At 68.0% G+C, this 14,309-nt stretch carries 13 protein-coding genes; 1 reads left to right on the top strand and 12 read right to left on the bottom strand.

The genetic code is table 11. The features are described from left to right. Positions 1-429 precede the first annotated feature (429 nt). The 9 genes from ACGFNP_RS29210 to ACGFNP_RS29170 all read right to left on the bottom strand — a co-directional run bounded on the left by ACGFNP_RS29210 (position 430) and on the right by ACGFNP_RS29170 (position 11,504). Positions 430-1,098 carry a response regulator gene (locus ACGFNP_RS29210; RefSeq protein ID WP_358312502.1) on the bottom strand — a complete coding sequence of 223 codons (669 nt, stop codon included), beginning with the start codon at positions 1,096-1,098 and terminating at the stop codon, positions 430-432. Further along, on the bottom strand, positions 1,095-3,638 hold the full coding sequence (locus ACGFNP_RS29205; RefSeq protein ID WP_393324374.1) for an ATP-binding protein: 2,544 nt from the start codon (positions 3,636-3,638) through the stop codon (positions 1,095-1,097). Before ACGFNP_RS29205 ends, ACGFNP_RS29210 begins: the two co-directional genes overlap by 4 nt. Position 3,639: 1 nt before the next feature. After that, positions 3,640-4,500, bottom strand: a complete 861-nt coding sequence (locus tag ACGFNP_RS29200) for a potassium-transporting ATPase subunit C (RefSeq protein ID WP_393324371.1) — start codon at positions 4,498-4,500, stop codon at positions 3,640-3,642. Beyond that, positions 4,500-6,623, bottom strand: a complete 2,124-nt coding sequence (gene kdpB / locus ACGFNP_RS29195; protein WP_393324368.1) for a potassium-transporting ATPase subunit KdpB — start codon at positions 6,621-6,623, stop codon at positions 4,500-4,502. The genes ACGFNP_RS29200 and kdpB overlap by 1 nt, the downstream gene beginning before the upstream one ends. Before the next feature lies 1 nt (position 6,624). Beyond that, entirely contained in the window at positions 6,625-8,286 is a 1,662-nt protein-coding gene (kdpA, locus tag ACGFNP_RS29190; protein ID WP_393324365.1) for a potassium-transporting ATPase subunit KdpA, read from the bottom strand. Then, entirely contained in the window at positions 8,286-8,375 is a 90-nt protein-coding gene (locus ACGFNP_RS29185) for a potassium-transporting ATPase subunit F (protein ID WP_393324362.1), read from the bottom strand. Before ACGFNP_RS29185 ends, kdpA begins: the two co-directional genes overlap by 1 nt. A gap of 237 nt (positions 8,376-8,612) precedes the next feature. Next, a complete protein-coding gene (locus tag ACGFNP_RS29180; RefSeq protein WP_358315647.1) occupies positions 8,613-10,523 on the bottom strand; it encodes an amino acid transporter in 1,911 nt (636 codons plus the stop codon). 54 nt (positions 10,524-10,577) lie between these two features. Next, positions 10,578-11,090: a class I SAM-dependent methyltransferase gene (locus tag ACGFNP_RS29175; RefSeq protein WP_393325080.1), complete on the bottom strand. Its 513-nt coding sequence runs from the start codon at positions 11,088-11,090 to the stop codon at positions 10,578-10,580. Between the two features lie 153 nt (positions 11,091-11,243). Then, on the bottom strand, positions 11,244-11,504 hold the full coding sequence (locus ACGFNP_RS29170) for an SAV_915 family protein (protein WP_393324359.1): 261 nt from the start codon (positions 11,502-11,504) through the stop codon (positions 11,244-11,246). 311 nt (positions 11,505-11,815) lie between these two features. Between ACGFNP_RS29170 and ACGFNP_RS29165 the strand changes: the two genes are divergently transcribed. Then, positions 11,816-12,862 (top strand): magnesium transporter CorA family protein, encoded by a 1,047-nt coding sequence (locus tag ACGFNP_RS29165; protein ID WP_358312522.1) that lies wholly within the window; start codon positions 11,816-11,818, stop codon positions 12,860-12,862. Here the strand turns inward: ACGFNP_RS29165 and ACGFNP_RS29160 are convergent. The 3 genes from ACGFNP_RS29160 to ACGFNP_RS29150 are packed head-to-tail and all read right to left on the bottom strand — an operon-like array spanning position 12,840 to position 14,103. Continuing rightward, positions 12,840-13,661, bottom strand: a complete 822-nt coding sequence (locus ACGFNP_RS29160) for an MFS transporter (RefSeq protein WP_393324355.1) — start codon at positions 13,659-13,661, stop codon at positions 12,840-12,842. The two genes, ACGFNP_RS29165 and ACGFNP_RS29160, sit on opposite strands and share 23 nt — an antisense overlap. Beyond that, positions 13,658-13,927, bottom strand: a complete 270-nt coding sequence (locus tag ACGFNP_RS29155) for a hypothetical protein (protein ID WP_358312528.1) — start codon at positions 13,925-13,927, stop codon at positions 13,658-13,660. The genes ACGFNP_RS29160 and ACGFNP_RS29155 overlap by 4 nt, the downstream gene beginning before the upstream one ends. Positions 13,928-13,941: 14 nt before the next feature. After that, positions 13,942-14,103 (bottom strand): hypothetical protein, encoded by a 162-nt coding sequence (locus ACGFNP_RS29150; RefSeq protein ID WP_393324352.1) that lies wholly within the window; start codon positions 14,101-14,103, stop codon positions 13,942-13,944. Positions 14,104-14,309: the final 206 nt, after the last annotated feature.

Here is a 14,309-nt window from a genome sequence, read left to right as displayed (position 1 = left end):
GACATTCCTACGCGTTCACTACGGCCACTGACGCGTTATTTACGCGCGGTGAGCGCGTCAAAGCCATTGCCTGGAACGTCGGGAAATGGTCAGAGTGGGGTCATCGATCGTAGAAAGGCCTTCCCGCTTACGCGCGGTGCCGGGCGGGCACACGGATCCGCTGGCCGCCATGACTTCGCCGAAAAGAGTTCGGTGCGGCGGGGCCCGCGGCCTGCCGCTGGGAATCCTGTTCGCCTCTTGCCTGTTGCCCGCCCGCGCTGGTCCTGGGCGCTGGAACAGGCTTTGATCTACTTGCGGGCGACGATCCGCGGACCGCCGCGGCCCAGCCGCCCCAGGCCGCGCTGGAACGCTATCGCCAGGCCGTCGACCTGCTGAAGACCGTGGTGCTGCCTGCCAGGCCGTCAGGTGCGGGCAACGGCGGATGCGGGGTCATGGTTTGAAGCGGTAGCCCATGCCGGGTTCGGTGATCAGGTGGGCAGGGTGGGCCGGGTCGCGTTCGAGTTTGCGGCGGATCTGGGCCATGTACTGGCGCAGGTAGTGGGTTTCCTTCACGAAGCGGGCGCCCCACACCTCGGTGAGAATGTGCCGCTGGCTGATCAGCTTGCCGGGGTGGCGGAGCAGCATCTCCAGGATCTGCCACTCGGTCGGGGTGAGGCGCACATCGCTGGAGATCGTCTTGTTGGTCAGGTCGATCACGTGGTCGCCGATCTGGATGCGGGCCAGCTCGGCTTCCTGGAAGGAGGTGCGGCGGGTGACGGCTCGCACTCTGGCCAGCAGTTCGTCGATGCCGAACGGTTTGGTCACATAATCGTCCGCGCCGGCGTCCAGGGCCTCGATCTTGTCCTGGTTGCCGGCCCTGCCGGACAGGACGATGATCGGGATGGTGGTCCAGCCGCGCAGGCCGTGGATGACGTCGATCCCGTCCAGGTCGGGCAGCCCCAAATCGAGGATGACCAGGTCCGGAGAGCTGTCGACGGCCACGCGCAGGGCCGCGGCGCCGTCGGCGGCGATGTCCACCTCGTAGTGGCGGGCGGCCAGATTGATGCGCAGCGCGCGCAGGATCTGCGGCTCGTCATCGACCACGAGGATCCTGGTCATTCCGTCACCGCCCTGCTGGAAATGGGCAGTGTGAGGGTCATGGTGAGACCTCCTCCTGGTGTCTCCTCGGGTACGAGGGTGCCGCCCATCGCCTCGGTCAGGCCGCGCGAGAGGGCCAGGCCGAGGCCGACGCCGGAGTGGTTGTCGCGGTCGCCGAGCCGCTGGAACGGCTGGAAGACGTGGTCGTGCGCCTCGGGCGGGATGCCCGGACCGCGGTCCATCACGCGGACCTCCACGTGGTCGCCGTGCCAGCTCGCGGTGATCAGTACCGTCTTGTCCGGCGGACTGTAGCGGACCGCGTTGGACATGAGATTGACCAGCACCCGCTCCAGCAGGGCCGCGTCGGCGAGGATCTCGGGCAGATCGATGGAGATGTCGCCCTCGACTCGGTCGCGCAACGGGCCGAGATCGTCGATGGCGCGCGGAACGATCTCCTCCAGGGCCAGCGGTTGCGGGGTCACGCCGAGCACCCCGGCCTGCAGGCGACTCATGTCGAGCAGGTTCGCCACCAACCGATCCAGCTTGTCCAGCGACTCCTCGGCGGTGGCGAACAGCTCGGCCCGGTCCTCTTCTGACCAGGCGACGTCGGTGTTGTGCAGGCTCTCCACCGCTGCCTTGGCCGAGGCCAGCGGCGTGCGCAGGTCGTGGCTGACGGCGGCGAGCAGCGCGGTGCGCATCTTGTCGGCCTCGGCCAGCGGTCGGGCCTGCTCAGCCTCGTGCTGGAGGCGTTCCTGGCGGAGCGCTACGGCGACCTCGGCGGCGAACGCCTCCAGCACGGTGCGGTCGGCGGCGTCCAGCGGTCCGCCCTGGGCGGCCAGGATCATGTCGTCGTCGATGACCACGTCGGTGTCGGATTGTCCGGGGCAGGTGGGCGGGGCGCCGCCGAAGGTGGCCGCGATCCGCCACGCGTCCGGATCCGACTGGTAGTCGGGTGTGCGGGCGGCCCCGGGCCGTCGTTCGAGCAGGGTGACCGAGGTCAGGCCGAACGTCTCGCGCATCCGCTCCAGCAGGGACGGCACAGCGGCCTGGCCGCGCAGCACGTGCCCGGCCAGGGTCGACAGCAGCTCGGCGTCCGCGCTGGCGCGGGCGGCCTGCCTGGTGCGGCGGGCGGCGATGTCCACGATGGTGCTGACGGCAGCGGCCACCAGGACGAACACGACCAGGGCGAAGAAGTTCTCCGGGTCGCTGATGGTGAACTGGCCGATCGGGGGCGTGAAGAACCAGTTGAGCAGGAGCGATCCACCGACGGCCGCGGTGATGGCCGGCCACATACCGCCTACCAGCGCCACCCCGACGGTCAGGCAGAGGAAGAACAGGATCTCACTGGGCAGCGACAGCACGTCCCTGAACGGCGACAGCGCGGCCGTCAACACGGGCATCCCGGCCACCGCCATCACCCAGCCGATAGACCGGCGCGTGCGGGTAAGCGCGGCGCGTGAGCGGGCCGGCGGCCGGCGGCCCTTCTTGGCCTCGTCATGGGTGATCATGTGGACGTCGATAGAGCCCGATCGGGCGGTGGTCTCCACCCCGACACCTCGGGAGAAGAGCTGGGCGAACCGGCCCCTTCTGGAAGCGCCAAGCACGAGTTGGGTGGCGTTGACGCCGCGGGCGAAGTCGAGCAGCGCGCCCGGGATGTCGTCGCCGACGACCTGGTGGTAGGTGCCGCCCATGTCCTCGACCAGCGACCTTTGGCGGGCCAGGCTGGCCGGATCGGCTCCGGCCAGCCCGTCGGCGCTGGTCACGTGTACGGCCAGCAGGTCGGCGCCCTTGGTGCGGGCGGCGATGCGGGCAGCCCGGCGTACCAGCGTGTCGCCTTCGGGGCCGCCGGTCAGGGCGACCACGACGCGCTCGCGCGCCTCCCAGGTGCTGGCGATGCCGTGCTCGGCGCGGTAGCGATCGAGCTGGTCATCGACTTTTCCCGCGACCCACAACAGGGCCAGCTCGCGCAGCGCGGTGAGGTTGCCGACGCGGAAGTAGTTCGACAGGGCCGCGTCGACCTTCTCCGGGGCGTAGACGTTGCCATGCGCCATCCTGCGGCGCAGCGCCTCGGGCGACATGTCGACCAGCTCGATCTGATCGGCGCGGCGTACGACCTCGTCCGGCACCGTCTCGCGCTGCGGCACGCCGGTGATCTCCTGGACCACGTCGTTGACCGACTCCAGGTGCTGGATGTTCACCGTGGAGATCACATCGATCCCGGCGTCCAGGATGTCGTCGATGTCCTGCCAGCGCTTCACATTGCGCGAACCCGGCACGTTGGTGTGCGCCAGCTCGTCGATCAACGCCACGGCGGGCGCGCGGGCGATCACCGCCTCGGTGTCCAGCTCAGTGAACCTCGCGCCCCTGTGCGTCATGGTCTTGCGCGGGATCACCTCCATGCCCTCCAGGAGGGCGGCGGTGCGGGCGCGGTCGTGGGTCTCGACGAAACCCACGACCACGTCCCGGCCGCGCTCCAGCCCCCTGCGGCCCTCGCAGAGCATCGCGTACGTCTTGCCCACCCCGGGGGCCGCCCCGAGGTAGACCCGCAGCCGCCCCCTCATGTCACACCTTGTCCAGGGCCAGGTTGAGTTCGAGCACGTTCACCGCGGGCTGGCCCATGAAGCCGATCGTCCGGCCGGTGGTGTTCGCCTCGATGAGCTGCTTGACCTTGTCGAGCGCGATCCCGCGCTCCCTGGCCACACGTGGCGCCTGGAGCTCGGCGTAGGCGGGCGAGATGTGCGGGTCGAGCCCGGAGCCGCTGGCCGTCACCGCGTCGGCCGGTACGGCGGGGGTTCCCGCGTCTCCCCTGACCGGGACGGTTCGGCCTGCGGCGTAGTCCTCGCCGGGCTTGCCGCATTCCACCTTCAGCCCCTGATAGGTGGCCACGAACGGAGCCGCCGGGCACGCCTGGTTGACGCTGACGGCATGGTCGGGGAAGACCTTCAGCACCGCGCCCACGCCGTCCGGTGTGCAGTACGGGCGGGCGCCGCTGACGCCCTCCAGCTCGCCGATCGCCTTGGAGCGGGCGCAGACCTGGGTGAGCAGTGACTGCTTGCCCTCGTCCGGGTTGCCCTCCTCGTCCTTGGCGCCGGGCACCGGCAGCGTGTCCACGATGTCCTCGGGCCCCAGGTTGCTGGCGCTGGTCGAGGTCGGGTCGTAGCCGTCACCGGCGGCGGACGGGCGAGACTGGAAGTACTTCCCGATCGGGTTGCCGTCTTTGTCGGTGAAGTTCTGGCCGATGATCGCGCTGCCGACGTCCTTGCCGCCGGCCTGAAGGATCGAGCCGTTGGCCTTGCCGTTGAACAGGGCCTGGGCGACGCCGGTGGTGACCAGCGGATAGATCACGCCGAGCAGCACGGTCAGCACGACGACCGCCCTGATCGCGGCGAGATGCTGGCGCAGCCAGCTAGGTAGACGTTCCATTACGACATCCCCGGAAGGAACTGGATCAGCAGGTCGATGAGCTTGATGCCGATGAACGGCGCGATGATGCCGCCCAGGCCGTACAGGTAGAGGTTGCGCGACAGCAGCTTGGCCGCGCTGGCCGGCTTGTAGCGCACGCCGCGCAGCGACAGCGGGATCAGCGCGATGATCACCAGGGCGTTGAAGATGACCGCCGCCAGGATGGCCGACTGCGGGCTGGCCAGGCGCATGATGTTGAGCGCGTCCAGGCCCGGGTAGACCGCCGCGAACATCGCCGGGATGATCGCGAAATACTTGGCGATGTCGTTGGCGATGGAGAACGTCGTCAGCGCGCCGCGCGTGATGAGCAGCTGTTTGCCGATCTCGACGATCTCGATGAGCTTGGTCGGGTTGGAGTCGAGGTCGACCATGTTGCCCGCCTCTTTGGCGGCCGACGTGCCGGTGTTCATCGCCACGCCGACGTCGGCCTGGGCCAGCGCCGGGGCGTCGTTGGTGCCGTCGCCGGTCATCGCGACCAGCCGGCCGCCCTCCTGCTCCTTCCTGATCAGCGTCAGCTTGTCCTCGGGCGTGGCCTCGGCCAGGAAGTCGTCCACCCCGGCCTCGTCCGCGATGGCCTTGGCGGTCAGCGGGTTGTCCCCGGTGATCATCACGGTCCGGATGCCCATCCGGCGCATCTCGTCGAACCGCTCCCGCATGCCCTGCTTGACCACATCCTTGAGATGGATGACCCCCAATACCCGGCCCTTCTCGGCCACCACCAGCGGCGTGCCACCGGAGCCGGAGATGCCGTCCACCAGGTGGCCGACCTCGTCGGTCGGGTGCCCGCCCTGGTCGCGCGCCCACTTCATCACCGCGGTCGCCGCGCCCTTACGCACCTCGCGGCCGTCCAGGTTCACGCCGCTCATCCGGGTCTGAGCGGTGAACGGCACCCACTCGGCGTGCGCCAGCTCGCCCGGCTGCCGTTCGCGCAGGCCGTACCGCTGCTTGGCGAACACCACGATCGAGCGGCCCTCGGGCGTCTCGTCGGCCAGGCTGGACAGCTGCGCCGCCTCGGCCAGCTCCTGCTCGCTGACCCCTGGCACGGGCATGAACTCCGACGCCTGCCGGTTGCCCAGCGTGATCGTGCCGGTCTTGTCCAGCAGCAGCGTGGAGACGTCGCCCGCGGCCTCGACCGCGCGCCCGCTCATCGCCAGCACGTTGCGCTGCACGAGGCGGTCCATCCCGGCGATGCCGATCGCCGACAACAGCGCGCCGATCGTGGTCGGGATCAGGCACACCAGCAGCGACACCAGCACCACACCGGTGACCCCGTTCGCGTTCAGCGCGAGCGAGTCCGGCACCCCCGGGTTGATCGCCTTGGAGTAGATGGCCAGCGGCTGCATGGTGGCGGTGGCGACCAGGAAAATGATCGTCAGCGCGGCCAGCAGGATGTTCAGCGCGATCTCGTTCGGCGTCTTCTGCCGGTTCGCGCCCTCCACGAGGGCGATCATGCGGTCGATGAAGCTCTCCCCGGGCTTCTGGGTGATCTCCACGACGATCCGGTCCGACAGCACCTTCGTGCCGCCCGTGACCGCGGACCGGTCCCCGCCCGACTCGCGGATCACCGGCGCGGACTCACCCGTGATGGCCGACTCGTCCACCGACGCGATGCCCTCGACCACGTCGCCGTCGCCCGGGATGATCTCCCCGGCCTCGACGACCACGAAGTCACCCTGCTTCAGCTCAGGTGCGCCGACCACATCCCATTCCGAGGAGGTCCGGTTCTTCATGCGGCGGGCCGTGGTGTCCCGCTTGGCCGCGCGCAAGGTGGCGGCCTGTGCCTTGCCCCGGCCTTCGGCCACGGCTTCGGCCAGGTTGGCGAAGACCACCGTCAGCCACAGCCAGACCACGATGGCCCAGGCGAAGAACGACGGGTCGAGCACCGCCAGGAGGGTGGTGAACACCGCGCCGATCTCGACGATGAACATGACGGGGTTGCGCCACAGCGTGACCGGGTTGAGCTTCTTCACCGCGTCCGGCAGCGAGGTCAGGAGCTGCTTGGGGTCGAGCAGGCCGCCGCCGACCCGGCCGTTCCGCTTGGGTGTGGGAGCCTTGCCCGGCGCTTCGAGCACTGGGGTTGACATATCAGGACAGTCCTTCTGCGATGGGGCCGAGCGCGAGCGCCGGGAGGAAGGTGAGGGCGACCAGGATGACCGTCACGCCGACGACCATGCCGACGAACAGCGGCCGGTGCGTCGGCAACGTGCCGGCACCCTCAGGCACAGGCGCCTGCCGGGCCAGCGAACCGGCCAGCGCCAGCGCCAGCACGATCGGCAGGAACCGGCCGAACACCATGCACAGGCCGAGCGCCACGTCATACCACGGCGTGTTGACCGTGATGCCGGCGAACGCCGAGCCGTTGTTGTTGGAGGCGCTGGTGAAGGCGTACAGGACCTCGGACAAACCGTGCGGCCCCGAATTGAGCATGCTCGCGCGCTGCTCCGCCGAACCCATCGCGAACGCCGTGCCGATCAGCACGAGGACCGGCGTGACCAGGAAGTACAGCGAGGCGAGTTTGATCTCCCGGGCGCCGATCTTCTTGCCCAGGTACTCCGGGGTCCGGCCGACCATCAGCCCGGCCACGAACACGGTGATGACGGCCAGGATCAGCATGCCGTACAGGCCGGAGCCGACGCCGCCGGGCGCGACCTCTCCGAGCATCATGTTGAACATCGTCATCATGCCGCCGAACGGCGTGAACGAGTCGTGGAAGGAGTTCACGGCACCGGTGCTCGTGAGCGTGGTCGAGGCGGCGAAAGTGGCCGAGTCGGAGACGCCGAAGCGGACCTCCTTGCCCTCCATCGCCGCGCCGACCGCCTGCGGCACGGTGGCGTTGCCACCCAACTCGAACACATTGGTGAGCAGCACGCTGGTCAGCGCGATGACGCCCATCACGGCGAGAATGGCGTAGCCCTGCTTGACCTGGCCGACGAGCTTGCCGAAGGTACGCGGCAGCGCGAACGGGATCACCAGGAGCAGGAAGATCTCCAGCCAGTTGGTCCAGTTGGTGGTGTTCTCGAAGGGGTGGGCGGAGTTGGCGTTGTAGAAACCGCCGCCGTTCGTGCCCAGCTCCTTGATGGCCTCCTGCGAGGCGACCGGACCACCGGTGATCGACTGGGTGCCGCCGGTCAGCGTGGTCACCTCGTGCAGGCCGGAGAAGTTCTGGATCAGCCCGCCGGCCACCAGCACCAGCGCGCCGACGAAGGCGATGGGCAGCAGGACGCGGAGCGAGCCGCGCACCAGGTCCACCCAGAAGTTGCCGATCGTCTCCGACTTGCGGCGGGCGAAGCCGCGCACCAGCGCGATCGCCACCGCCATGCCCACGGCCGCGGACACGAAGTTCTGCACCGCCAGCGCCGACATCTGCACCAGGTAGCCCATCGTGGACTCGCCCGAGTACGCCTGCCAGTTGGTGTTGGTGACGAAGCTGACGGCCGTGTTCCAGGCGATGTGGTCGGTGACCGGCTTCATGCCCAGGCTCAGCGGCAGCTTGTCCTGAAGGCGCTGCATGCCGTACACGACCAGGATCGAGATCACCGAGAACGCCAGCAGGCTGCGCGCGTACACGCTCCAGCTCTGCTCGGCATCGGCACGCACGCCGAGCAGCCGATAGATGCCACGCTCCACGAGGTTGTGCTTGGTGCTCGTGTAGACCCGGTACATGTAGTCGCCCAATGGCTTGTGCACCAAGGCCAGCGCGGCGATCAGGGAGACGATGAAGATCATCCCTGCGGCGGTCGCGCTCATCAAAAACGCTCCGGGCACAGCAGAGCCGCGACCATGAAGACCACCAGAGCCACGACGACCATGAGACCAATGGCGTTGATCGCGCTCACAGGCGCTCCACCGCCTTCACGACGAACCCGAAGACCACGAAGATCGCGATCGTCAGGGCGACGAAGATGACGTCTGCCATCCCCACTCCTCAGTCCGGAACACCTTGCCTGCCGCCCGAGATGAGCGGTTCACGACCAAGGAAAACCCGGAAATAAGCCCGTTTTGCCGTTCTTGACGTCATCCATACGGGCGTGGCGCGATTCTTGACGCGATTAGTACGCGGCACGCCACCAAGGTCAGCCGACGTGGACGTGCGGTCGGCGTTCAAGGTCCGGCTCGGCTTTGCGGAGGACCTCGCGGGTCAGCGGAGGCACGTCGCCGCCACCGAAGACGAGATAGCGCAGCATCGCCACGACTGGATTGCCCTCGGTCCAGTGGAAGTAGATGTGCGGGGCCCTACCGGTGCGATCGCGCAGGTGGAGCAGGAGCGCGGCCAGCGAGTTGGGCACGGCCGAGCTGTCGATGGTCAGGATCTGATGGCCGTAGCGTTCCTCGCCTTTGACGTGCAGCTCGGTCTCGAACTCCGAGGCGTCGGGCACCGTCACCTCGACGAACAGGACCGGTTCGGCACTGCGCAGCCGGTGGTTGATCCACTGCTCGCGCAGCTTGTCGTTGTACTCGTTCTGGTCGCGCTGGTGCGGCTCGTTCGCGATCAGGTGGATGTCGCCGCTCGCCCCGTTGACGAACTCCTCGGCCAGCGGGTCCAGGTGCACCTCGGTGACCCGCAGCTCGGTCGAGCGGGTCGCGCGGGAGATCAACGAGGTGACGATGATGGCCGCGATGAAGAAGGAGGCGATCTTCACGCCGTCCGGCCGCTCGATCACATTGTCCACCAGCGTGTAGGCCAGCACCGCCGTGATCACGGCAAACCCAGCCGCCGCCTTGTGCTGGCGCTTCTTGTGGGCCGACAGCATTACTGCCACGGCCGCGGACAGCATGAGCACCAGCACGCCTGTGGCGTACGCGCCGCCCTGGGCGTCGACGTCGGCGTCGAAGATGATCGTGATGGCGAACGCGATGAGCGAGAAGACCAGCACGAGCGGCCGGACCGCGCCCGTCCACTCCGGCGCCATGCCGTACCGGGGCAGGTAACGCGGCACCAGGTTGATCAGGCCCGCCATCGCCGAGGCCCCGGCGAACCAGAGGATCGCGATCGTGCTGACGTCGTAGGCGGTGCCGAACCAGTCACCGAGGTACTGGTGAGCCAGGAAGGCCAGCGCGCGCCCGCCGGCCTTGCCGCCCTCCTCGAACTCCTGATGCGGGATGAGCACGGTGGTCACGAAGCTGGAGAAGATCAGGAACACGCTCATGATGAGTGCGGCGACGGTCAGCATCCGTTTGGTGCCCTTGATCCGCTGCGGGATGTCCCCCTTGACCACCGGCATCACGGCGACACCGGTCTCGAACCCGGACAGGCCCAGCGCCAGCTTCGGCATCACCAGCAGCGACAACCCGATCATCGCCAGCGGGCTGCTGAAGTTCACGCTCAGTGCGTGCTCCCAGTCCACGACCACTTGCGGCGCCTGCAGGACGTGCACGAGCGCGATCGCGATCACGACCGCGTTGAGTGCCAGATACGCGAAGACGAGCAGGACGGCGATGCCGATCGCCTCGCTGAACCCCATCAGGAACACCCCGCCGAGCAGCGCCAGCAGCACCAACGTGACGATCACCCGTTGTCCGGCCAGAAAGTCGGGCACGAACGGGTTCTCCAGGATGTGCGCGGTGGCGTCGGCGGCTGACAGCGTCATCGTGATCACGAAGTCGGTGGCCGCGAACCCGAGCAGCGCCAGCACGAAGAACTTGCCCCACCACTGCGGCGCCAGCTTCTCCAGCATCGCGATCGAGCCCTGCCCGTACGGGCTCTCCTCAGCCACCCGCCGGTAGACCGGCAACGCGCCGAACAGCGTCAGCCCGACCAGCAGGAGGGTCGCCATCGGCGACAGCAGCCCGGCCGCCAGCGCGGCGATGCCCGGCTGGTAGCCCAGCGTGGAGAAGTAGTCCACACCCGTGAGGCACATCACCCGCCACCACGGATGCTTCACATGGGGACCATGCTCGATCTGCTTGCGGTCGGTCTGCAGGCCCTGGAGCAGCCAAGAACGCAGAGTCCCTTCCGTCTCGGCCGGCCGTTTCGCCAGCACCATCCCGGTCACCCCTCCGTCAAGACCGCATAAATACGCATTGCACCCTACTGACGGTCAAGGGCTATTTGACCTGGTGAGGGCGTCAAGAAAACGTATGGATGCGTCTCGATGGGATGTCAGCGGGGCCGGGCGACTCCTACGACATGGTCGAAGCCGCGAAAGGCGAACCGGTCCAAACTCTCGACTCCGAACCCTGCCTGCTCCATCTCCGCCAGGATGTCGAGCGGGATGGCACCCATCGGCAGCGCGCGACCAGAGGGGAGTCACCAGGCCGCTCAACAACGCGACCGGCCACCTGTTCGAGCGCTGATGCTCGTAGAAACGCAGCTCACCACCCGGGCGCAGCAGACTCCGGATTTCCCGGAACGTCCCGGTGACCCGGGAGGAACAGCACAGGATGAGGGAGCAGACAACGACGTCACAGGAGGCGTCGGGCACCGGCAACCGTGCCAGATCGCCGTCGAGGAGCCGGACCGGGATGGACAGATCGGCGGCGACCGCCCTGGCCGCCCCGTCAGCGGCCGCGATCACAGGTGGACGACCGGTGAGGTTGTAGGTGGAGGCCATCGAGTAGCGGTAAGCGCCGGTGGCCGGTACCGCGATGACGTCACCCGGCCTGATGTCCGCAGGCAGCGGCACGCCCCCGGTGCACGCGAGCCGACCAAGGCCCCGCGACGGGCTGCGGCTCCTGCCGCGCCCGGTCCTGCCGCAGAACGCATATCACGCCACCTGCTTCGCGGGCCTGGCCATCGTGCCCGCCGGGTCGATGACAATGCCGATGACGTCCAGCTCGGCGATCATGCCGCGCATTGCCGGCGCCGTGAGCACCACCCACTGCTGACCCGTCCCGAGCACCCTGGCCAGCCTGAGCGGCGAAGAGAAAGCGACCACCGTCCGCTTGCCCGAAGCGGTGCGAAACAGCCGCAGGGCCGAGGCGCATGCACCCACCCGGACGGGGACGAACAATCGGGGCTCTGACATCTGCTTCCTTCCAGCGAAATGCCGCACATGACGGACGCTAGATCCGTCGCTGGAGAAATCCCTTGATCGCTACGCAATCTCGACGCGCGGCCCGGAAATACTGACGCGACATTGACGGCGCACCGTCTCGGCCGGGGCCGGGAGGCCAGGTCGCGTGTGTGCACAGATTTCAGGGGTGGGCGCTGCTGCCGATGTTCGCCATGGCTGGCGTTGCGAGATCATTGGAGGGTGGGAGTACGAGTGGGCGGCTTTCGGTGGACCGGCCACCCACAGACCGGCTACCCACAGGAATCGCCCGAGGGGTGAACCAAATGGACATTCGACTGATCAACGATGAGGGCGTTGAAGATCGTCCCGTTGAAGAACTGAAGGCGCTGCTCGACGATGAAGACAGTCTGGTGTGGGTCGACATCTCCAGCTGTGACAAGGAAGCCGCGCGCGTGCTGGCGGAGGTTTTCGGCTTCCATCAGATGGCGGTCCGCGACTGCGTCGAGCGCAACCGCGTGCCCAAGGTGCACGCCTACCCAGACCACGTGTTCGTCGTCCTGCACGCCCCCGAACGAGGGAAGCGCGGCCACGTGCACTACCTCGAACTCGACCAGTTCATCGGCCGGAACTATTTGGTCACCGTCCACGGGCCGATCAACCCGGCGGTCGACCCAGTGGCCGCTCTGCGCGAGACCCGCGAGGTGCTCACCCGGATCGAGGCGGGCCGCCTGCACCCCGCCACGCCGTTCGAACTGTCCTATGCGATCGTCTCCGCCCTGACCCGTAATCAGGAAAATTACGTGGAGACGATGACCAGTGACGTGTGGCAACTGGAGCAGCGGGTCACGGGCGGAAACGTCGGCGATCCCGAGGAGTTTCTCAATGAGCTGTTCCGTGCCCGCCACGGGCTGCTCGCCGTGCGCACCATGGGCGCGCTGAGCGCCGCGATCTACGGGAGGATGACCAATCTCACCCGCATCTCGGCTGAAGGGCAACGGCTGGTGGCCGACATGGCCGACCAGTTCGACCGTGTCCGCGCTGTGGCCGACGGGGAAAGGGAATACCTCCAAGGGGTGATCGAGTTCTACCAGACCACCCTCACCATCAAAGCCACGCTGGTCGGCCAGGCGCACACCGCGGAAGTTCAACGTCTGACCGAAGCCAGCTACGCCCAGAACGAGGAAATCAAGAAGATCTCCGCGTGGGCAGCGATCTTCTTCGCGCCCACACTCGTCGGCACCGTCTACGGCATGAACTTCACCCACATGCCGGAGCTGCAGTGGGCCTTCGGCTACCCGTCGGCGCTGGTCCTGATGGTGCTGGCGTCCGCCGTGCTCTTCCTGGTGTTCAAGCGGTGGGGATGGCTGTGATGTACGGCAGCGCGCACCGCGCCAGCGTCTTACCGGCCGCACTCCTCACGAAGGGCCTGCAGTACGTGGTGCGGCCCTCGTCACGGCGGCACGAGGACCCTGGTCTTCGGCGTCGCGTATCCCGCGATTTCTGTTTTCGTGCCTGCGTCGTTCTTGGGAGGCCCTTCAGCATGCGGCGCGCCACTGGCTGACGCAGGTATAGATCGGCCACGCCGTAGATCAGCGCCAGGACGATTAGGGCCTGGCGCCATCCGTACCACACCACCAGCAGCCCGGTGAGCGGCAGGAAGATCGAGGAGGCGAAGCCGGCCACGACCGTGAGCGCGAGCAGGGCGTTGGCCCGGCCGCGTTCCCGAGTGGGGCCGTCGAACCAGCTGACGATGACGGCGAAGGCGGACTCGTAGAGCACCATGGCGCAGGCGATGCCCATCGCGGCGAACACCGCGTACAGCTGCCACAGGCTCTCTACCCGCGACCACGCCAGCACGGCTGTCGTACCAAGAATCGATCCGGCGGTCATGAGGCCACGACCGCCGCGGGCATCCAGTCGGCGGCCGACCAGTGGCGCGCACAGCGCGGCAATCAGGATCGACAGGGTGAGCGCGGCGGCGATCTGGGCGTTGGTGGCGCTTAGGTCGCGGGCCATCGGCGCGAGGAAGACGGAGAAGGCGTAGTAGAGCACGCCGTAGCCGATGGTCCGGGTGACGGCCAGCGCGGCGACGATCCGCCATCCGTGGCCGGGACGCGGCTGACCGCCGCCCCTGATCTGCGGGGCGGCGGTGTCGGTGGTGGAGCTCACTCCGGCTCGGTGGAGCACGAGATCAGGCGGCGACCGTCCGCGGTCGTCGTCCACTCATCCCCGACGTCGGCGATGAAGCCCTGCGCCTGCAGCCGCCAGGCCAGAGTGCCGGCCATGCGAGCGATGGTCGGCGCGAATCCCGGGTTGGTGCTGGATCGCCGGGCGCTGACCAACCGGCGGCCCAGCTCTTCTGTGTGCAACCGGCCGTGGTCGCAGATGAGGCGCAAAGCTTCCTTCTGGGCGGCGGTGGGGTATCCGTCCGACATATCGATCCCTGCTTTCAGCCGCAGCAGCCGCCACCGTCGGAGGCGCCGGCAGTGGCCGGCGGCAGCGGGGTGGCCAGCAGGCCTCCGCTGATTCCAGTGGCCAGGCCGACACGCTGCTCCTGCGCTTCGGCCAGATTGGACGAGCACACGCCGGTCGCCGGCAGGTCGAGCTGCACGTCGTGGGCCGCCTCCAGTCGCCCGCGACGGCCGCGACAACCAAGCGGACCTGCTCGTAGCCGGTGGCCATCAGGAAGGTCGGGGCGCGGCCGTAGCTCTTGACGCCGACGGCGTAGTAGCCGGGCTCAGGGTGGGACAGTTCGTCGACGCCGTGCGCCGGTACGGTGCCGCAGGAGTGCTGATTGGGCTCGATCAGCGGGGCCAG

The sequence above is a fragment of the Nonomuraea sp. NPDC049269 genome, assembly GCF_043197155.1.
In the GTDB taxonomy this organism is placed as follows: domain Bacteria; phylum Actinomycetota; class Actinomycetes; order Streptosporangiales; family Streptosporangiaceae; genus Nonomuraea.
Note: the sequence above shows the minus strand (reverse complement) of the source record. Positions and strands in the feature narration are given on the sequence as shown.

Coding starts and splice junctions, on each gene's coding strand:
- ACGFNP_RS29210 (WP_358312502.1), bottom strand. CDS start 1,098: ATGACCAGGATCCTCGTGGTCGATGACGAGCCGCAGATCCTGCGCGCG.
- ACGFNP_RS29205 (WP_393324374.1), bottom strand. CDS start 3,638: ATGAGGGGGCGGCTGCGGGTCTACCTCGGGGCGGCCCCCGGGGTGGGC.
- ACGFNP_RS29200 (WP_393324371.1), bottom strand. CDS start 4,500: ATGGAACGTCTACCTAGCTGGCTGCGCCAGCATCTCGCCGCGATCAGG.
- kdpB (WP_393324368.1), bottom strand. CDS start 6,623: ATGTCAACCCCAGTGCTCGAAGCGCCGGGCAAGGCTCCCACACCCAAG.
- kdpA (WP_393324365.1), bottom strand. CDS start 8,286: ATGAGCGCGACCGCCGCAGGGATGATCTTCATCGTCTCCCTGATCGCC.
- ACGFNP_RS29180 (WP_358315647.1), bottom strand. CDS start 10,523: ATGGTGCTGGCGAAACGGCCGGCCGAGACGGAAGGGACTCTGCGTTCT.
- ACGFNP_RS29175 (WP_393325080.1), bottom strand. CDS start 11,090: ATGGCCTCCACCTACAACCTCACCGGTCGTCCACCTGTGATCGCGGCC.
- ACGFNP_RS29170 (WP_393324359.1), bottom strand. CDS start 11,504: ATGTCAGAGCCCCGATTGTTCGTCCCCGTCCGGGTGGGTGCATGCGCC.
- ACGFNP_RS29165 (WP_358312522.1), top strand. CDS start 11,816: ATGGACATTCGACTGATCAACGATGAGGGCGTTGAAGATCGTCCCGTT.
- ACGFNP_RS29155 (WP_358312528.1), bottom strand. CDS start 13,927: ATGTCGGACGGATACCCCACCGCCGCCCAGAAGGAAGCTTTGCGCCTC.